The 19836-nt window shown below is 62.4% G+C and carries 17 protein-coding genes; 12 read left to right on the top strand and 5 right to left on the bottom strand.

Annotation, left to right across the window (positions count from 1 at the left end; translation table 11 throughout):
• Positions 1-9: 9 nt before the first annotated feature.
• The 6 genes from VE092_RS11800 to gabD all read left to right on the top strand — a co-directional run bounded on the left by VE092_RS11800 (position 10) and on the right by gabD (position 7816).
• On the top strand, positions 10-837 hold the full coding sequence (locus VE092_RS11800) for an SDR family oxidoreductase (RefSeq protein WP_324876930.1): 828 nt from the start codon (positions 10-12) through the stop codon (positions 835-837).
• Positions 838-907: 70 nt separating this feature from the next.
• The gene (locus VE092_RS11795) at positions 908-3106 is read left to right on the top strand and encodes an alpha-ketoacid dehydrogenase subunit alpha/beta (protein WP_324876929.1); all 2199 of its coding nucleotides are present in this window, start codon (positions 908-910) and stop codon (positions 3104-3106) included.
• A 29-nt stretch (positions 3107-3135) separates the two neighbouring features.
• Entirely contained in the window at positions 3136-3621 is a 486-nt protein-coding gene (locus VE092_RS11790) for a VOC family protein (protein ID WP_324876926.1), read from the top strand.
• A gap of 1 nt (position 3622) precedes the next feature.
• On the top strand, positions 3623-4897 hold the full coding sequence (locus VE092_RS11785; protein ID WP_324876924.1) for a pyruvate dehydrogenase complex dihydrolipoamide acetyltransferase: 1275 nt from the start codon (positions 3623-3625) through the stop codon (positions 4895-4897).
• Between the two features lie 4 nt (positions 4898-4901).
• Positions 4902-6317 carry a dihydrolipoyl dehydrogenase gene (gene lpdA, locus VE092_RS11780; RefSeq protein WP_414653472.1) on the top strand — a complete coding sequence of 472 codons (1416 nt, stop codon included), beginning with the start codon at positions 4902-4904 and terminating at the stop codon, positions 6315-6317.
• Between the two features lie 44 nt (positions 6318-6361).
• Complete coding sequence (gabD, locus tag VE092_RS11775) at positions 6362-7816, top strand: NADP-dependent succinate-semialdehyde dehydrogenase (protein WP_324876920.1); 1455 nt, start codon at positions 6362-6364, stop codon at positions 7814-7816.
• A 369-nt stretch (positions 7817-8185) separates the two neighbouring features.
• On the opposite strand, the gene VE092_RS23170 is transcribed toward gabD, so the two are convergent.
• Together VE092_RS23170 and VE092_RS11770 are read right to left on the bottom strand one after the other, a co-directional pair.
• Complete coding sequence (locus VE092_RS23170; RefSeq protein ID WP_414653471.1) at positions 8186-8467, bottom strand: helix-turn-helix domain-containing protein; 282 nt, start codon at positions 8465-8467, stop codon at positions 8186-8188.
• A 242-nt stretch (positions 8468-8709) separates the two neighbouring features.
• Positions 8710-8955: a hypothetical protein gene (locus tag VE092_RS11770; protein ID WP_324877046.1), complete on the bottom strand. Its 246-nt coding sequence runs from the start codon at positions 8953-8955 to the stop codon at positions 8710-8712.
• On the opposite strand from VE092_RS11770, the gene VE092_RS11765 reads away from it, so the two are divergent.
• Positions 8909-10612, top strand: a complete 1704-nt coding sequence (locus VE092_RS11765) for a methyl-accepting chemotaxis protein (protein WP_414653470.1) — start codon at positions 8909-8911, stop codon at positions 10610-10612. The two genes, VE092_RS11770 and VE092_RS11765, sit on opposite strands and share 47 nt — an antisense overlap.
• A gap of 179 nt (positions 10613-10791) precedes the next feature.
• Complete coding sequence (locus VE092_RS11760; RefSeq protein ID WP_324876916.1) at positions 10792-12336, top strand: EAL domain-containing protein; 1545 nt, start codon at positions 10792-10794, stop codon at positions 12334-12336.
• 254 nt (positions 12337-12590) lie between these two features.
• Here VE092_RS11760 and VE092_RS11755 read toward each other — a convergent pair whose 3' ends face one another.
• The 3 genes from VE092_RS11755 to VE092_RS11745 form a co-directional block, all read right to left on the bottom strand.
• Entirely contained in the window at positions 12591-13400 is an 810-nt protein-coding gene (locus tag VE092_RS11755) for a TOBE domain-containing protein (protein ID WP_324876914.1), read from the bottom strand.
• On the bottom strand, positions 13397-14398 hold the full coding sequence (locus VE092_RS11750) for an LLM class flavin-dependent oxidoreductase (protein ID WP_324877036.1): 1002 nt from the start codon (positions 14396-14398) through the stop codon (positions 13397-13399). Before VE092_RS11750 ends, VE092_RS11755 begins: the two co-directional genes overlap by 4 nt.
• A gap of 89 nt (positions 14399-14487) precedes the next feature.
• Positions 14488-15447 carry a hypothetical protein gene (locus tag VE092_RS11745; protein ID WP_324876912.1) on the bottom strand — a complete coding sequence of 320 codons (960 nt, stop codon included), beginning with the start codon at positions 15445-15447 and terminating at the stop codon, positions 14488-14490.
• A gap of 154 nt (positions 15448-15601) precedes the next feature.
• Between VE092_RS11745 and nifA the strand changes: the two genes are divergently transcribed.
• The 4 genes from nifA (at position 15602) to VE092_RS11725 (ending at position 19835) form a co-directional block, all read left to right on the top strand.
• Entirely contained in the window at positions 15602-17230 is a 1629-nt protein-coding gene (nifA, locus tag VE092_RS11740) for a nif-specific transcriptional activator NifA (protein ID WP_324876910.1), read from the top strand.
• A gap of 392 nt (positions 17231-17622) precedes the next feature.
• Positions 17623-19200, top strand: a complete 1578-nt coding sequence (nifB, locus tag VE092_RS11735) for a nitrogenase cofactor biosynthesis protein NifB (protein ID WP_324876907.1) — start codon at positions 17623-17625, stop codon at positions 19198-19200.
• Positions 19201-19233: 33 nt separating this feature from the next.
• Positions 19234-19452, top strand: coding sequence for a 4Fe-4S binding protein (locus VE092_RS11730; protein ID WP_013234835.1), 219 nt, complete (start codon positions 19234-19236; stop codon positions 19450-19452).
• An 8-nt stretch (positions 19453-19460) separates the two neighbouring features.
• Positions 19461-19835 carry a HesB/IscA family protein gene (locus VE092_RS11725; RefSeq protein ID WP_324876904.1) on the top strand — a complete coding sequence of 125 codons (375 nt, stop codon included), beginning with the start codon at positions 19461-19463 and terminating at the stop codon, positions 19833-19835.
• The last annotated feature ends 1 nt before the right edge of the window (position 19836 follow it).

Genomic DNA, 19836 nt, shown 5'->3' with positions numbered 1-19836 from the left:
AAAGAAACCATGAGCGAGCACATCATCGATGCGCATGCCCTGCATGCCACCGCCCAATACAAGCAGTTTTCCGATCTTGCCGACAAGGTCGTTTTCATCACCGGCGCCGGCAGCGGGATAGGGCGCGCCATGGCCGATGCCTTCGCCGCCAACGGCGCCCACCTGGCCCTGCTGGACATCAACGCCGAAGCGCTGGAGCGCGCCCGGGCCGAACTGCACCTGACTTTTCCGCAGATCGAGGTCGACTGCCATGTCGCTTCCATCGTCGACCAGGTCGCCGTGGAAGCGGCCACGGCCGCCGTGCACGCGCACTTCGGTCGTATCGACGTGCTGCTCAACAATGCCGGCATCTCGGCCAACCGGCCCACCCTGGAGCTGCCCGCCGAGCAATGGCGGCGCGCCATCGACGTCAATCTCAACGGCGTCTTCTATTGCGCGCAGGCCGTGGCCAGCCGCATGGTCGCGCAGGGCAGCGGCGTGATCCTCAACACGGCCTCGATGTATGGCACGGTAGCCGCGCCCGAGCGGGCGGCCTATTGCGCCAGCAAGGCGGCGGTGGTGATGCTGACCAAAGTGTTGGCCATCGAGTGGGCGCCGCAGGGCCTGCGCGTGAATGCGCTGGCGCCGGGCTATGTCCGTACCGCCCTGGTGGAAGAACTGGTGCGGGCCGGACGCATGGATCTGGAGGCCCTGCAGCGGCGGACCCCGGCGCGCCGCCTGGGCGAGCCGCACGAGATCGCCACCCTGGCCTTGTTCCTGGCCTCGGAGCATGCCGCCTTCATCAATGGTCAGGCCGTGGTCGCCGATGGCGGCTGGTCGGCCTACAGCTATATCTGATTCTTTCTCCGGCCGCTCTGCTGACGCGGCCGTGATCACCGAACCCGTTTCTTCTTTGGAGATTAAGCCCATGTCTGACCACCTTGCACTCGCCCCGGCCGCGCCCTGGGTCGAACTGCGCACCACCGATGCCGACTGGAGCGCCGCCGATCCGGCGCTGCTGGGGACCTTGCTTGCGCACATGCACATCATCCGCGCCTTCGAAGAAGCGGTGCTGGAGCTGGCCATGGACGGCCTGGTGCACGGTCCGGCGCACTCCAGTGTCGGCCAGGAGGGCGGCGCCGCCGGTTCCATCGTGCCGCTGCTGGCTGCCGACCAGGTCAATGGCTCGCACCGCGGCCACCATCATTTCCTGGCCAAGGCGCTGGCCTACCTGATGCCCGAGGGCATTTCGCCGGCGGCCGAATTGACGCCGCAGGTGGAGCAGCTGCTGCAGCGTACGCTAGCCGAGATCCTCGGATTGGCACAGGGTTTTTGCCAGGGACGCGGCGGCTCCATGCACCTGCGCTGGGCCGAGGCCGGTGTGCTGGGGACCAATGCCATCGTCGGTGGCGGTGTGCCGCTGGCGGCCGGCGCGGCCTGGGCGCACAAACACGCGGGTACGCAGAACGTCGCGGTGACCTACTTCGGTGACGGCGCCGTCAATATCGGCTCGGTGCTGGAAACCATGAACATCGCCGCGGCCTGGAAGCTGCCGCTGTGCTTCTTCATCGAGAACAACGGCTACGCCGTCTCCACCACGGTCGAGGAGGCCACGGCCGAGCCGCGCCTGTCGGCGCGCGGGGCGGCCTTCAATATTCCCAGCTGGAAGGTCAACGGCATGGACCCGCTGGCGGTACACCTGGCCATGAGCGAGGCCCTCGAACACATGCGTGCCGGCAAGGGGCCGACCATCATCGAGGCCGATGTCTATCGCTTCTTCCATCAGAACGGCGGCTTCCCCGGCAGCGCCTTCGGCTATCGCAGCAAGGAGGAGGAATCCAGCTGGCGCCAGCGCGATCCGCTGGATCTGCTGGGGCAGCGGATGCAGGCGCGTGGGCTGATCGACGAGCCCGCCATCGCAGCCTTGCGCAATCGCATCAAGGCCGCCATGACGCGGGCGGTGGCGGCGCTGACCGAAGACGATCCAGCGCGCGCCGGCAAGAAGCGCATCCGCCCTGAGCTGTGGCCCAGTCCGGACTTCCGCGATGTCGGCATCCGCGGCGATCTTTCCGAACTGGCCGGGGCGCGCACCGAGGAAGAGGCCTCGTTCGCAGGTCAGCTGGCCACCCGCAAGTTCATCGATGTGGTGGCTGACGTCATGGACCGCCGCATGGCAGTGGACCCGCGGGTGGTGGTCATGGGCGAGGACGTGCACCGGCTCAAGGGCGGCACCAATGGCGCCACCCGTGGCCTGAAGGACAAGTATCCCGAGCGCACCCTGGGCACGCCCATCAGCGAGAATGCCTTCTGCGGCCTGGGCGGCGGCATCGCGATGGATGGCCGCTTCCGTCCGGTGGTGGAGTTCATGTATCCCGACTTCATGTGGGTCGCAGCCGACCAGGTATTCAACCAGATCGGCAAGGCGCGCCACATGTTCGGCGGGGATATCGAAGTGCCTTTCGTATTGCGTACCAAGGTCGCGATGGGAACCGGCTATGGTTCGCAGCATTCGATGGACCCGGCCGGCATCTTCGCCACCAGTCCGGGCTGGCGCATCGTGGCACCGTCTACCCCGTTCGACTACGTCGGCCTGATGAACGCTGCGCTGGCATTGCAGGACCCGGTGCTGGTCATTGAGCACGTGGACCTGTACAACAGCAGCGGCCCGGCGCCGGTGGACGACTTCGACTACCAGATCCCATTCGGTCGCGCCGCCATACGTCGTGCTGGCCAGGAAATGACGGTGCTGACCTACCTGTCGATGGTGGCGCATGCGCTGGAGGCCGTGCAGCAGACCGGCATCGATGCCGAAGTGATCGACCTGCGCTGGCTGGACCGCGCCAGCCTCGACTGGGAAACCGTCGGCCAGAGCATCCGCAAAACCAACAATGTGCTGATCGTGGAGCAGGGCGCGCAGGGCACTTCCTACGGCGCCTGGCTGGCCGACGAAATCCAGCGCCGCTTCTTCGACTGGCTGGACCAGCCGGTGCAGCGGGTGGTCGGCGGCGAGGCCTCGCCCAGCATTTCGAAGGTGCTGGAGCGTGCCGCCGCGGCGCGGACAGAAGAGACCGTGGCCGGATTGCAGCAGGTCATGCGCGAGAAGGGCGTGCGCCCCGGCCTGGCCTGAAGAGAGCCTGATTACTGAAAGGATTTGCCATGAGCATCGACATGATCGTCCCCCTGGAAGTAGGTATTGCCTGCCGCGACCTGCCGGCGCAGCGCCGCTTCTATGAAGACACGATGGGTTTCCGCTTCATCAGCGAAATCGTCGTCCCCGCCGAGAAATCGGCGCCCTCCGGCCTGTGCGCCGACGGCTATACCGTGGTGCGTTTGCAGACACCCTACGGCGAACGCATCAAACTGCTGGCCCCCACCCATCCACCCGCAGCCGAAGTGGCCCCGGCCTACATCCTGGAGCGGCCTAATGCCTGCTATCTGACCTTCATCGTGGCCGATATCCAGGCGGCCATCGACGCACTGCGTGGTGCCGGCCTCCACTTCATGACCGGTGCGCAGCGCGTGGAAGCGCGGCCTGGCGTGTACCTGGCTTTCTGCCGCGATCCGGAAGGCAATGTGCTGGAACTGGTCGAGTACTCCGACATCACCGCTTATCGACCCGATCTCGGAAAGGCGGGGGACTGACATGGCAAAACTGATCAAGATGCCCGAGATCGCCGCCAATGCCACCTCGGCGGTGATCGTCCAGTGGTCCAAGAAGGAGGGCGACGTGATCCGCGCCGGCGAATGCCTGGCCGAGATCGAGACCGACAAGGCCGTCATCGAATACGATGCCGATAGCAGCGGCGTACTGGGCAAGATACTGGTCGCGACCGGCACCGACGTGGAGGTCGGCGCACCCATCGCAGTGCTGTTGGACGAGGGCGAAAAGGACGCCGACATCGCCGCGCTGCTGAGCGCCGCCGGTGTGGCACCGGCGCAGGCTGGGCGCGAGGAGCCGGCCGCACCGACCGCCTCATCCACGGCGGCCCCGGCCGTTGCCGCCACGATCCGGCACGCGGAGCATGATCGGGCAGAGGCCGGCGCGCGCATCTTTGCCAGTCCGCTGGCACGCCGCCTGGCGCGGGAACGCGGGCTGTCCCTGGACGGCTTGCGCGGCAGCGGTCCGCATGGCCGCATCGTCCGACGCGATGTGGATGCCGCCAACCAGCGGCCGGTCGCCGGAGTCGCTATTGGCCAAGCCCTTGCCCCGACCGCGCCCACCGGCGTGGCTGCGACGCCCACCTTTACCGAGGTCGCGCACAGTGGCATGCGACGCACCATCGCCCGTCGTCTCAGCGAGAGCAAGGCCAGCATCCCCCATTTCTATGTCAGTGCCGACTGCCGCATGGACCGGCTGCTGGCCTTGCGCGCCGAGATCAATGCCGCCGGTCACCGCAAGCTCTCGGTCAACGATTTCATCGTCAAGGCGGTGGCCGTGGCATTGCAGGCCGTGCCCGAGATGAACGTGAGCTGGACCGATACGGCCCTGCGCAGGTATGCGAAGGCCGATATCTCGGTGGCGGTCTCCACCGATGGCGGCCTGATCACCCCGGTTGTGCGCGATGCAGGAAGCAAGACACTATCGGCCATCAGCCGCGAGATCGCCGACCTGGCCACGCGGGCGCGCGCCGGATCGCTGGCTCCGGATGAATACCAGGGCGGCAGTTTCACCGTCAGCAACCTGGGCATGTTCGGTGTGCGCGAATTCGCCGCCATCATCAACCCGCCGCAGGCGGCCATCCTGGCCGTGGGTGCCACCCTGGAACAGCCGGTGGTGGTGGATGGCCAGCTGGCGGTGGCGCGCGTCATGAAGGTCACGCTCTCGGTGGATCACCGAGCCGTCGATGGTGCCCTGGCGGCGCAATGGCTGGCAGCGTTCCAGCGCTGCATCGAGAACCCGCTGAGTGCATTGATCTGAGGGGATGATGATGACGACAACGCAAGCGGATTACGATCTGGCCGTGGTGGGCGGAGGCCCGGGCGGCTATGTGGCAGCCATTCGCGCCGCCCAGCTCGGCATGAAGACGGTACTGGTGGAAAAGGCCCAGCTGGGTGGCGTCTGCCTCAACTGGGGCTGCATTCCCACCAAGGCACTGCTGCGGTCGGCCGACGTCTTGCGCCTGGTGCGCGAGGCCTCCCGCTTCGGTGTGCAGGTGGGCCAGCCCACCGCCGATCTTCAGGCGATGGTGGCCCGCTCGCGCGCGGTGGCGGCGCAACTGAACAAGGGTGTGGACTACCTGATGAAGAAAAACAAGATCACCGTCCTCCACGGCACCGCCCGCCTCGACGGCCCGGGCCACCTGGCGGTGCAGGGCGCACAGGGGGCAAGCCGGCTCGCGGCGCGTCACATCATCCTGGCCACCGGTGCGCGCGCGCGCCAGCTGCCGGGCCTGCAGCCCGATGGCGAGAGCGTGTGGTCATACCGCGAAGCGCTGGTACCCGTGCGCGTGCCGCGTCGGCTGCTGGTGATCGGCGCCGGCGCCATCGGGATCGAGTTCGCCAGCTTCTATCGCGCCCTCGGCGCCGAGGTCAGCGTAGTGGAGATGGCCGACCGCATCCTGCCGGTGGAGGATGAGGATGTCAGCGCCCACGTGGCCGAATCGCTGCGCAAGGAGGGCATGCGGCTCTATACCGGTGCACGTATCGCCGCCACCAGCCGGCGTGGTGCCGGCGCGCAGACCGAGTGGCAGGTAAGTCTCGAAGGCCGGCATCAGGACAGCCTGGTGGCCGATGTAGTACTGGTGGCAGCCGGTATCGTGGGCAATGTCGAAGACCTGGGTCTGGAAGGCAGCGCGGTGCGGGTCGAGCGCAGCCACATCGTGACCGATGCCTTCGGCGCCACCGGCGAACCTGGCGTGTATGCCATCGGTGACGTCGCCGGCCCGCCGTGGCTGGCGCACAAGGCTAGCCACGAGGGGGTGGCCTGCGTAGAAAAGATCGCCGGGCTGAACCCGCATGCGCTGGATCCCAACAACATCGCTGCCTGCACCTACAGCCACCCGCAGGTGGCCAGTGTCGGCATGACCGAGGCCGCAGCGCGTCAGGCCGGCCGGTCGATCCGGGTCGGCAAGTTCCCGTTTTCGGTCAATGGCAAGGCCATCGCGCTGGGCGCCACGGGCGGCTTTGCCAAGGTCGTGTTCGATGCCGCCAGCGGCGAGCTGCTGGGTGCGCACATGGTCGGCGAAGAGGTCACGGAAATGATCCAGGGCTATGCGGTTGCACGCGAACTGGAGAGTACCGAGGCCGAGTTGATGTCTACCATCTTCCCTCATCCGACCCAGTCCGAAGTCATGCACGAAGCCGTACTGGCCGCCTATCAACGCGCTCTGCATATCTGAGCGCGGCGGCAGGCCTCTTTCACTTTATTCATGGAAATCCGATCATGCTCGAACTAGCCCACGCTGAGCTGTTCCGTCAGCAATGTTTCATCGACGGCGAATGGACCGACGCCCTGGACGGCGCCACGGTCGCCGTCACCAATCCCGCCACTGGCGCAATCCTGGGCACGGTCCCCCGAATGGGTCAACGCGAGACCGCCCGTGCCATCGATGCGGCCAATGCCGCCTGGCCGGCCTGGCGCCGCAAGACCGCCAAGGAACGCGCTATCGTCCTGCGCCGCTGGTACGAGCTGATGATCGCTCATACCGACGACCTGGCCAGGATCATGACGGCCGAGCAGGGCAAGCCGCTGGCCGAAGCGCGCGGCGAGATTGCCTATGCCGCCGCCTACCTGGAGTGGTTCGGCGAAGAGGCCAAGCGCATCTATGGCGACACCATCCCCGGCCCGGCCCCGGATCGTCGCATCGTCGTCATCCGCGAACCGATCGGCGTGTGTGCCGCCATCACCCCATGGAACTTCCCGGCTGCCATGATCACCCGCAAGGTCGGCGCGGCGCTGGCAGCGGGTTGTCCCATCGTGGTCAAGCCGGCCACGCAGACGCCGTACTCGGCCCTGGCACTGGCCGAACTGGCGCAGCAGGCGGGCGTTCCCGCCGGGGTCTTTTCGGTGCTGACCGGCTCGGCCAGCGCCATCGGCGGCGAGATGACCGGCAATCCCCTGGTGCGCAAGCTCAGCTTTACCGGCTCCACCGAGGTCGGGCGCGTACTGATGCAGCAGTGCGCACCGACGGTCAAGAAGCTGTCCCTGGAACTGGGCGGTAACGCCCCCTTCATCATCTTTGACGACGCCGACCTGGACGCCGCGGTCGAAGGCGTGCTGGCCAGCAAGTTCCGCAATACCGGCCAGACCTGCGTCTGCGCCAACCGCATCTATGTGCAAGACCGGGTCCATGACGACTTCGCAGCCCGGCTGTCCATCGCCGTGGCCAAACTCAAGGTCGGCAACGGCATGGACCCGGGCGTGACCCAGGGGCCCTTGATCGACGAAGCGGCCGTTGCCAAGATGGAAGAGCACATCGCCGATGCCCGATCCAAGGGAGGAAAGGTCGTTGCCGGTGGTGGTCGTCATGCGCTGGGACATACCTTTTTTGAACCGACCATCCTGGTCGGCGCCCACCGTGACATGCTGGTCGCCCGCGAGGAGACCTTCGGTCCGCTGGCGCCGCTGTTCCGCTTCCAGAGCGATGACGAAGTCGTGGGCCTGGCCAACGATACCGAATTCGGGCTGGCCAGCTATTTCTTTGCCCGCGACATCGGCCGGGTGTGGCGCGTGGCCGAGGGCCTGGAATACGGGATCGTGGGCATCAACACCGGCATCGTCTCCAACGAGATGGCACCCTTTGGCGGCGTGAAACAGTCCGGCCTGGGGCGGGAAGGGTCCAAGTACGGCCTGGACGACTACCTCGTCACCAAGTATCTGTGCATGGGCGGGATCTGAGCTGGGTGGGGCAGGGGCAGGGAGATGCGGGGACGCGTTTGCCTGTCCGTGAAGGAGGACGGGGATCGTGGCTCCCCGTGCTCAAGGGGCATGACCCGTGCGATGCCCGCTCGCTCGCAGGAGATTTCTCCATCCTGTACCAAAAGCTGGACCACTCGACCACGAGGCGTGACGAACAAAGTGTGGTCCAGTCACGAAATCTGCGGGCGCACTACAAATGCCGGCGCAGAAAGTTTCGCAACGCCTGCGGCTGGCCTGTGAAAGCCTAACCCACAGTACGCCGATCTCATGGTGTATTGACAACTTCTTTTCCCACCGGAAGTTATCCGCAAGGATCTCTTTCAAGCATTTTCCGCTGATCGCCATGCTTCACGTCTTGGGCGAGGGTCGCCCGCGTCGCCGCGGAGGCTCATTGGTCGGAGAGCGGAGTTCTTCCTCGTAGATCTGAAACAGATCTGCCATCGAGGTATTCAGGGCGGTCGCGATCTTCTGAATCGTGCTGAAAGAGGGATCCTTGCTTGCCAGTTCAACGGAACTTACGTAACTGCGTTCCAATCCGGCCTCAAATCCCAGCCCTTCCTGCGTGATCCCGGCCTGGATCCGCAGACGTCTGATCGCTCTCCCTAGCGCTTTCCGATATTTCAGTTCCACTTCGCGCCTTTATGTCCATCGAGGGTTAAAGGTTTGCGGTTATAATCGAATTTGTATTCGTACTATAGAAGTCATAAAATTACTGTCCATAGCGCCTAGACGATGGTATGAGGCCATGGTCGTTGACGGCATCTGGTTTCTGGGGAGTTTCCGGCAGCTTCGATTGGCGACCAAGGCTAGGCTTGCATTTGATGACGGCAGGCCTGCAGTACGTTGGCTCATCCCTGTTTCTTTTACGTAATTCAGATGCGACCGCGCAGGTTCGCCCGCGCCAGTGTCGGTGCCGGATGCAAATCGTCGTCCGGCTTTCTTGAAAATAAGCAGAGTTCTAAAGAATCAATCGGCGTAGTTCCAAGGATCGCCAGTCCAAATGGCAGTGCACCGGACGCCGGGTGGCGCCGATGCCGTTTATTTACTTCGGGGATGAAAATGCTTAAGAATATGAAAGTAGGGGTACGGCTGCTGGCGGGTTTTCTGTTGATTTCCATCTTGGGGGCCTTGGTCGGTGGAATCGGCATCCGTAACATGAGCGTGATCAACGATAAGGCGTCCGATCTCTATCAGACTGAATTGCTGGGCATATCCTATGTGAAGGAGGCCAACCTCAACCTGATCTACATCGGACGCGCGATAAGTAACGCCTTGCTCGCTTCCACGGCAGAAGAAAAGAACCGGTTCCTCGACAGGGTGGACACATCCAGAAAGAACCTGAAGGCGAATCTTGAAAAAGCGCGTCCGCTCTTTTATTCGGAGGAGGGCAAGAAATTGCTGTCCGATTTCGATCGCCGCTACGCTGAATATGAGACCTTGCTGGTAGGACTGGTTGGTAAGGTGAAGGTGGAACCGTTGAACGAAGACAGTCCGGTGATCAAGGAATTCTTCGGTGAGTTCCGGAGCAAGGCCAATACGATCGACGACCTGATGACGGCGCTCAGCCAGGTCAAGGAGCGCAATGGTGCAGCGGCGGATCAGCTGACGACGGACCTGTACCAGTCCAGCCGCCTCTTCATGATCCTCCTGGTGGCCGGGGGCGCCTGCGCAGGGCTGCTCCTGGGCGTGTTCATCACCCGCTCGATAACGCGCCCGTTGAACCGGGCGGTGCAGGTGGCGCAGACCGTGGCTGCAGGCGACCTCACCAGTGAAATCAAGGTGGAGTCCCGGGATGAAACGGGCCTATTGTTGCAGGCGCTGAAGGACATGAACGCCAGCTTGACAAAGATTGTTGCCGAGGTCCGCAGCGGTACGGACACGATAGCGACCGCGTCGAGCGAGATCGCTACCGGCAATCTCGACCTTTCCGCGAGAACGGAGGAACAGGCAAGCTCTCTGGAAGAAACCGCCTCTTCCATGGAGGAGCTGACCTCGACGGTCAAGCAAAATGCCGATAACGCAAAACAGGCCAATCAATTTGCCGTCTCGGCGTCGGAAGTCGCGGAAAAAGGCGGCGCTGTAGTCTCTCAGGTGGTTGAGACCATGGCTTCGATCACTGAATCTTCCAAGAAGATCGTCGACATCATCGCGGTCATCGACGGCATCGCCTTCCAAACCAATATTCTGGCCCTGAATGCCGCCGTCGAAGCGGCACGCGCCGGCGAACAAGGGCGTGGCTTCGCCGTCGTGGCAAGCGAAGTGCGTAGCCTCGCCCAGCGCTCGGCGACGGCTGCCAAGGAGATCAAGGGATTGATCGACAATTCGGTGGAGAAGGTGGACGCCGGTAGTACGCTGGTGACCGAAGCGGGCGCTACGATGCAGGATATCGTCGAGAGTGTGCGGCGCGTTACCGATATCATCGGCGAGATCACCTCGGCGAGCCAGGAGCAGACCACCGGCATCGAGCAGATCAATGAAGCCATCACGCAAATGGATGACGTGACACAAAAAAATGCGGCCCTGGTGGAGGAAGCCGCCGCGGCATCCCAATCCTTGCAAGACCAGGCCAGCATCCTGATGCAGACAGTCAGCGTCTTCAAGCTCACCGTCGGTACAACTCTGCCAACCAGGGCCACAGCGCCCTCCGCGACCGCCGTATCGCCGGTGCCACGGCGCAGCCCTGTCCGCAGTGCATCCACGCTACAACAACCGATGCGGCCAGCGCTGATGGCCGCAGGCGCTGCCGGCAACGGGACGGATTGGGAAACCTTCTGATCCATTCCCGGATGCAGGAGAGGGGTGCGGGGCGCCTGCCTTCTTGGCAGGCATAGCCTACGCTCCGGGCTTCGCAGCGATGCACGAAGAGAGAATCGGCCAGCTGTAGTCTTTCATGCAGGCAGGCGCTGGCGAGGCCCTGCGATGGTGAACCATCCTGATATCTGAACGTACGCGACATGGCTATCAAAGTCAGGTTCAAGAAGCTGGTTCTATGGGGCTGCGCTTGCTCGGCAGTGCTCGGATTTCTGGGCCAGTGCGCGTTCATCTGGGCCGGGGTGTCGCATATTCGCGCAGCGTCGCTGCAGGCGCTGCAGCGCGCCGAAGATGCCGCCCGCGATACCAATCAAGCGCTCAGGCTTGCCGAGGCCGGGTCTTTCGAGATGTGCTCGGACGATGACCTCGTACTGCTCAAACAGATTACCTATGTCAACATCTATATCTCGGACATCGGACGTATCCATGACGGCCGTATCGTTTGTACGGGGTTATGGGGGCGTAACTTCGCAGGGCACCGACTGGACCCGCCGATGCGTACGCTGGGCGGCTACGGCATATGGACCAACCTGCAGATTCCTGCATCCAGGCGCCGTAGCAATCTCATCTCTTTTGGAAACAGCGTGGCCATCGCTTCGCCGGCCACCTTTGATCTCAGCGAAACCTATCGTGACGTCGACTTGCGCGTGACCGATGGGAGCGGACGCTATCTCTATGCGGCGGTGAGCGCCAGACGCGCCAGTCACGCGGAGACGCCGGCGCTGTCCGGCTTGGCCCTGAGGGAGTGCAGTCCATCGATGGATCTGTGCGTGCAGGCGTCTTCCGAACTGCACTGGTATCCATTGCTGCGGCCGGTCGAACTGCTCCCATTATTGGCCGCGGGTTTGCTGTGCGCCGCAGGCATTCTGGTCGTTCGTCAATGGGGACAGCGCAGGGATAACGTCGTGGATAAGCTGCGCGAAGGGATCCGCGACGGCGAAATCGCTACGCTATACCAGCCGATCGTCTGCGTACGCGATCTCCGGCTCAAGGGGTACGAAGTATTGGCGAGATGGCGTCCGGGCAGCGGCGCGGAAATTGCTCCGGACGTCTTCGTTCCGCTTGCGCTTCAGCACCAGCTCAGTACCGCGCTGGTGAAGGCCGTTGTGGGGCAGGCGCTGGAACAGATGCGTGAGATCCTGAGCGCGGACCCCGCTCTGGTGTTGGCCATCAATACCGAAGTTGTGGATATAGAAGAGGATGCTTTCATCCTCTTTATTCTGGAAAAGACCTCCGCCTCGCCGGAATTGCGCCAGCAGATGCATCTGGAAGTCACCGAGCGCGCCGATATCTGTACACCGAGATTCAGCCGGAACGTCGAGATCTTGAGACGGGCGGGATTCTCCATATGGATCGACGATTTCGGCACCGGCAGCGCCAATCTTTCCCATCTTTCCTACACCCAGTTCGATGGTTTGAAAATTGACAAACTATTCACCAGTACCTTGAACACCGCCTCGCCGTTGAAGTCGGTCACGCACAACTTGTTGCGCATGGCAAGGGAACTGGATTTGCAGGTCGTGATAGAGGGAATTGAAACGGAGGAGCAGCTTGAGGCCGTGAGGAAAATTGCCCCCGATATCTATGCGCAGGGCTGGCTATTTGGCCGGCCTGCGGAGATATCGGAAATCTGGAAGAGGCATCCCGAGCCGCTTGCCGGACCTGCTCTGGCCCGGGATTGGGTCTGAGGTAGTGGCGCAGATGGCCTCTGCGCCACTGCGGACCGCATACAACAAGCGTGTCCGTAACTGACAATACACCTCACGGGTTTATTGATTTCCTCAACGAGAAGCCCGGGGCAGGGAAGATAAGATAGCAAGCAGTAGTCAGCAAGGCGGCTGACATTGCGTAAATGGCAGCATTGTATGGTGATCGTGTCCAGGACTTGACCCTGGACCACAGGTGTCAGCAACCCGGAATGAAGGATGGTCGCAGTATGTAATCAATCCTGCTGCACGGCTACCATCACTGAATACGCTTTGAAGACGGCGGTAGCGGTCTGCCCCACCGTCAGCGACAGCGCATCGATGGCGTCATTGGTCAGGCTGGCGGTCATAGAGGCGCCGCCAGGCAAGGTCAACACCACAAGCGACGATACCGCGCCACGCTCCAGGCGTGAGACTGTGCCTTCGAACTGATTGCGTGCCGAGAGGGCAAAGCCGGCAAAATCGGTGACCAGCACCACTGCCGAGGACTTGATCAGGGCAATCGCATTGCCGCCGATCCTGAGCTTGAGCCGGTTGGCGGCGGTCGTAGTCATGGTGGCGACCATCTCTTGTGCGCCGGCGATGGTGACGGTGACTTGCGTAGTGACAGGGCCGGTATCGATCGCACTGATGACGCCGGCGAATTGATTACGTGCGCTGGTTTTCATTGACATTCTCCTGAGCAGGCCAGCCAAGGCTGGTAGTTGATTAAGCCATGTCTCCTGCCGATGCAGGAATTCGAGATTGCGCCGTTGCAGCTCGCGCCACACGGCCAGCAGTTCCACCGCTGCTGGGGTGAGCCGGGTGCCGCCGCCGCCTTTGCCGCCGGTGGCGGTTTCAATCAAAGCTCCATTGACCAGGTTGCTGGCTGACTCTAGCAGCATCCATGCGCCCTTGTAGCTGTAGCCCGCCGTACTGGCCGCGCGATTGATCGAGCCGGTTTGCGCGATCGCGTCGAGCAGGGCAAAGAAGCGCTGGTCCAGGCGATGCACCAGTTTCAGTTCGCTGCTCAACAAGGTGGTGTCGGTGGCAGGTAAGGTGCTCATGTGCTTGCCGATGGCTGCAGTCCCAGCGCGCCCGCCAGCAAGCTCAGGGCTGCGCGCGCTTGCTGGGGATCATGGCTGGCAGGTTTGAGCAGCAGGCGATGCGGCCCCAGTTTTTCTTGCAGTTGGCCAATGCGTGCCACACATTGCGCCGGGTCGCCGATGATGGCGTTGGCCAGGATGACCTGGTCGGAGGCATCGGCCTGGAACATGGGCGGGGTGCCGCCGGGTGCGAATTGCACCTGCATCATGCGCGGATACGCGCGCACGCCCGCGAGGCCGTGCGCCAGCGCCTTGTGTGCCTCTGGTTCGCAATGGAAAAAACGGGCGACGGCGAACGGGAAGAGGCCGCGCTGCGCGCGCTGTGCAGCCACGCGCGTGACCACCTGCCCGAGGTCGGCGGAGGGTGTGGCCATCAATCCATAACCACGGCGCGCGGCCAGATCAAGCGCATCCTCGCTCATGCTGGCCAGCCATACCGGGATGGGCCGTTGCAGCGGCTGCGGTTGCAACTGCACTCTATCGTAGTGAAAAAAACGTCCCTCAATACTGAATGGCACGCCTTGCCATGCACCCAGGATCACGTCCAACGCCTCAATCATGCGCGCGCGCGCCAGGTCGGCACTGCTCAAGCCGGCATGACGATATTGCTCGGGAAATGGCCCGCCGCGTGCCACGCCGAATTCCATCCGGCCGTTGCTGAGCAGGTCCAGCGTGGCCACATCCTCGGCGACCCGCAAGGGGTCATTGAGTGCCAGCAACGACGCGCCTGTGCCCAGGCGGATGCGCGAGGTACGTGCGGCAATCTGCGCCAGCAGCACCATCAGGGCGCTGCCGATGGCGAAGCTGCTGTAATGGTGCTCGGCGACCCAGACATCGTGATAGCCCAGGGCCTCTGCCACGATGGCATGATCGACGGTTTGCAACAAGGCATCGCGCGCATTGCCGTGGGGATTTTCGACGTTGAGGAAGACTCCGTAGCGTTGCTGACAGTCCGGCATGGCGGGTTCGCAGGAAAAAGAGTTGGGCATCGCTCAGGCCGGCCGTATTAAGAAGCCGCTGCAGGGTATGCCATGGCTGATGGAGCAGTTCATGGTTCGGACCTGCCCGAGGGCCAGATCGGCCCGTCTATCGGCGGCAGCATATCGGTGACCGGCGCGTGGAACCAGCTACGCACCACGTCATAAGGGTAGCGCCGTGGCGGTCCGATACGGGCATGACGTACCAGCAGATGAATCGACAAGGGTTCGGCCCAGGCCCAGAAGTCGGCACGCAGTGCGGGCGGAAAGCCGATATCGTCAAAGGTATGCCAAAGCTGTACCAGCCAGAGTTCGCGGCCCGCTTCATCCAATAGCAACGGCAGGCCGGCACCTGCTTGCAGATGGGCATGGCGTTGGCTGTAGTAGAGCGGACCGCCGCATGACTCCACCACGAAGTCGGCGATCCGCGAGGTGACGCAATCAAAGCAGTTGTGCGAGCGTGCGAACAAAGGAGAGTGGCGCAGGCGCCGCATGTGATGCAGCACCAGTTTGCGCAAGCCTGATTCATCGCACAGTGCCAGCAGTCGGTGCGCTGGTTGCGGCAACGCTGGCGGTTCGCAGATCGCCTGCTGCGGGCCACGCGGCATGGCCGCACCAGCGACCGGCCAGTTCAAGGTCAGATAGCATGCCTGAGAGCAGGGCGCCCAGCACGCGCTTGGTGCACCAGACTCGGAGAGCGGCGGCAGATTCATGTTCGGCGATGGTGAATGATTGAGGTTTGTATAGCTCGCTACATAACGCTGGCGGGATTGCCGGCTTGCTCTGCTCCGCCCTTCATGTCGACCGGCGATGCGCATGACCTGCATCGATAGCCAAAACCGTGCCATTCTCGAATTCCTTTTTAAATCAACGGGATAAGGGCGATACGCAGGCGCTGATCCGGTGCCGGTGCTTGTCGCAAAACCGACAAAGGCGACACGATTGTCGTCAAGCCGCCAAAACACCATGCCGCTGAAGAGGGCCGTGTGCGGCATGTCTGGCAAGCCCGATTCGGCTCTCCGCTTGGGCATGAAGTTTGCTTGCTGGGCAAGGTAACTATTAGGTAATTACACGGCGCTTTGTCTGTCGATTTTTCTGGATCTCAATTTCACGGCAGAGTCCGCAGTCGGTTTGAGCGCTCCCAGGCAGCGCATTGGGTTCCAGCATTCACCTATGGAGAGTCCGATGGCCACTATTCTTGACGACCGCAGTGTGAATTTGGAACTCGTCACGATCTACGAGATCAGCAAAATTTTGGGTTCGTCGCTGGATCTGTCAAAGACCTTGCGCGAAGTCCTCAACGTCCTGTCTGCCCACCTGGAAACCCGACGGGTCTTGCTGAGCCTGATGCAGGATACCGGCGAGCTGCAACTGGTCAGCGCCATCGGCTTGAGCTACGAAGAATTCCAGAGCGGGCGCTACCGCGTCGGCGAGGGCATCACCGGCAAGATCTTCCAGACGGAAACCCCCATTGTCGTGCGCGATCTCGCCCAGGAGCCCTTGTTCCTGGCCCGTACAAGCCCGCGCGAATCGCAAGACGGCGGCGTCGTTTCCTTCGTTGGCGTACCGATCAAGGCCGCCCGCGAAATACTGGGTGTGCTGTGTGTGTTCCGGGAGGGCTTGTCGCCCTCGCGCAGCGTCGATCACGAGGTACGGCTGCTGACCATGGTGGCCAACCTGATCGGACAAACCGTGCGGCTGTATCGCAATGTGGCCGCCGAGCGCCAGCAACTGCAGGAAGAAAAGCGCCAGCTGTCCCGGCAACTGCAGGGCAAGTACAAGCTTGATAACGTGATCGGCATTTCCAAGGCGATGCAGGAAGTGTTCGCCCAGGTACACCAGTCTGCACCCTCGCGCTCGACTATGCTGCTGCGCGGCGAGAGCGGCACCGGCAAGGAAGTCATTGCGCGTGCCATCCACTATCTCAGTCCGCGCAAGGACGGCCCCTTCATCAAGGTCAACTGTGCGGCCTTGTCGGAAACCTTGCTCGAATCCGAATTGTTCGGCCACGAGAAGGGCGCCTTCACCGGGGCCCAGGGTGAGCGTAAGGGGCGTTTCGAACTCGCCCATGGCGGCACCTTGTTCCTCGACGAGATCGGCGAGATATCGCCGGCCTTCCAGGCCAAGCTGCTGCGGGTATTGCAGGAGCGCGAATTTGAACGGGTCGGCGGGTCACGTTCGATCAAGGTGGACGTGCGTCTGGTCACCGCCACCAACCGCGATCTGGAGAAAGCCGTGGCCAAGGGCGAGTTCCGGGCCGACCTGTATTACCGCATCAATGTGGTCAGCATCTTCATTCCGCCGTTGCGCGAGCGGCGCGAGGATATCCCCTACCTGGTGGAACACTTCCTGGAAAAATTCCGGGTCGAGAACCAGCGTACCATGGTGGCCATGTCACCGCAGGCCATGAAGGTCATGATGAATTGCTACTGGCCGGGCAATGTACGGGAACTGGAAAATTGTGTCGAGCGCACTGCCACCATGATGCGTGGCGATCTGATCACCGAGGTGCATTTCTCCTGTCAGCAGAACAAATGCCTGACCAAGGTCTTGCATGAACCCGGCCAGCAGCAACCGGTCGTGGTCGTACCGCTGGAGCGTATATCGGCGCATACGGTGCCATCTTCGCCGAGCGGGATGTCCAAGGACAAGCCACTGGCGGCGGCGCCCCCGACTTCCGAGCGCGAACGTCTTATCTGGGCCATGGAGCAATGTGGCTGGGTGCAGGCCAAGGCAGCCCGCGCGCTCAACATTTCGCCGCGCCAGATGGGCTATGCGCTGCAGAAATTCAATATCGAGGTCAAGAAGTTCTGAAACTTATCTGCGAGCGTGACATAATACGCTGCCAGATCGAACGTCTTTTTCTCGTTGCGGTCCTCGCCCCGCGTGCGAGGTCTCCTCGGCGTCGCGCCAGCTGGTAGTGTTGATGGATTACCCGGCTGGCACGTCCTCTCATTGTCCTTCTCCCACCTCCACAGTGTCAGACTCATTGCGGCTCGGTCAATTGCAGGCGCCGGCCTGCGCTGCATTGTCGTGTTCATGACAAGCGCCGCCCACAATGTATCGCCGATTGTCGCTATCCTCACATCGCCGCGCGATGCGTTTTAATGCTATGTCGTTGAATTGATTGATTATTTTCTCTGGCACGATTTTGGCTATGTCCTCAGGAGAAGGCCCAGGCCTCACTTTCCTGAAAGGGACTATCCATGCAGCCCACACAGTACGTCGGTATCCAGGACATCAAATCGCTAGGCACCTTGCTGGACAAAGTGGCCGAACACAAAGGCTGTGGCACCAGCAGTGAAGGCGGCAAGGCCAGTTGCGGTTCATCCGATGGTCCCGCCGACATGGCCCCCGAGGTTTGGGAGAAGGTCAAGAACCATCCGTGCTACAGCGAAGAGGCCCATCACCACTATGCGCGTATGCACGTGGCCGTGGCGCCGGCGTGCAACATCCAGTGCAACTACTGCAATCGGAAATACGATTGCGCCAACGAGTCGCGTCCAGGCGTGGTCAGCGAAAAGCTCACGCCCGAGCAGGCGGCCAAGAAGGTCTTTGCGGTGGCATCGACCATTCCCCAGATGACGGTGCTGGGCATTGCCGGCCCTGGCGACCCGCTGGCCAATCCGGCCAAGACCTTCAAGACCTTCGAGCTGATCTCGCAGACCGCGCCCGATATCAAGCTGTGCCTGTCGACCAATGGCCTGGCCTTGCCTGAGCACATCGACACCATTGCAGCCTTCAACGTCGACCACGTCACCATCACCATCAACATGGTCGATCCAGAGATCGGGCAGCACATCTATCCCTGGATCTATTACCAGAACAAGCGCTGGACCGGTATCGATGCTGCCCGCATCCTGCACGAACGGCAGATGCTGGGACTGGAGATGCTCACTGCACGCGGCATCCTGTGCAAGGTCAACTCGGTGATGATCCCGGGCATCAATGACCAGCATCTGGTGGAAGTCAATCGTGCGGTCAAGTCACGCGGTGCCTTCCTGCATAACATCATGCCGCTCATTTCGGCACCCGAGCATGGCACCGTGTTTGGCCTGAATGGCCAGCGCGGCCCCAGCGCCCAGGAGCTCAAGGCCTTGCAGGATGCCTGTGAAGGCGAGATGAACATGATGCGCCACTGCCGTCAGTGCCGCGCCGATGCGGTCGGCCTGCTGGGTGAAGACCGCAGCGCCGAATTCACCACCGAGAAGATCGAAGCGATGGAAGTGGCCTATGACGGCGCTACCCGCAAGGCCTACCAGGAGCTGGTGGAACAGGAGCGTCAAGCGAAATCGGCCGCCAAGGCCGCCGAGCAGCAGGAGTTGGCGCAGATGGCAGACCAGAGCGGTCTGTCCTTGCTGGTGGCGGTGGCGACCAAGGGGCAGGGACGCGTCAACGAACACTTCGGACACGTCAGCGAATTCCAGATCTATGAAGTCAGCAGCGCCGGCAGCAAGTTCGTCGGACACCGGCGCGTGGACCAGTACTGCCAGGGCGGCTATGGCGAGGAGGATGCGCTGGAGACCGTCATCCGTGCCATCAACGACTGCCATGCGGTGCTGGTGGCCAAGATCGGCGGCTGTCCCAAGGATGATCTGCAAAAGGTGGGTATCGAGCCGGTGGACCGGTATGCCCATGAATTCATCGAGCAATCCGTCATCGCCTACTTCATGGATTACCTGGAGCGCGTACGCAGCGGACAGATCGAGCATCGGCCACGGGGCGACGCCGATATCCGTCAGGGGGCTTATACCTCCGTGCAGTCGGCGTCCGTCGCAGCGTAAGCAGCCAATCAGTTTCACGCAAGGAGAAAAAGCATGGCCTACAAGATCGTCGCCTCGCAATGCACAGGGTGTTCCGCCTGCGAGCCCGAATGCCCGAACGTGGCGATTCGCGAAAAGAACGGGATCTTCGTGATCGATCCCAAGAAATGTACCGAATGCATGGGACATTTCGATGAGCCGCAATGCGTGGCCGTGTGCCCGGTCGATGGCACCTGCGTCATCGACAATGCCCAGCCGCGTTATCAGGCGTAGGAGGAACGATGAACATCACCATCACGCCCGCTGCCGAGAAATTCATGCGCCGCATGGTGCGCTTCAATGGCGGTTCGGTCCAATCCGGGTTCCGTCTGAAGGTGAGTGCGGGCGGTTGTTCCGGGCTGAGTTCGGAGTTCTCGGTCCAGGCGCAGCCCACGCCAGGCGACGTCAGCCTCGACTGCAATGGCCTGGCGGTCTTCCTGCCTGCCGAAAGCCGGCTGCTGCTGGAGGGCGTGACCATCGATTTTGCCGACACTCTCAGCGAATCCGGGCTGACCTTTCGCAACCCGAATGCACCGGCTGCGAGTTGCGGGACGCATGGCTCTGCGCCGCCGGCCACGGCTGCAGTGTCGATTTCCAGCATCCGGCGCAAGGCTTGAG

The sequence above is a fragment of the Herbaspirillum sp. genome, from assembly GCF_035644555.1.
GTDB lineage: Bacteria > Pseudomonadota > Gammaproteobacteria > Burkholderiales > Burkholderiaceae_D > Herbaspirillum.
This window is presented reverse-complemented; position numbering and strand designations above follow the sequence as displayed.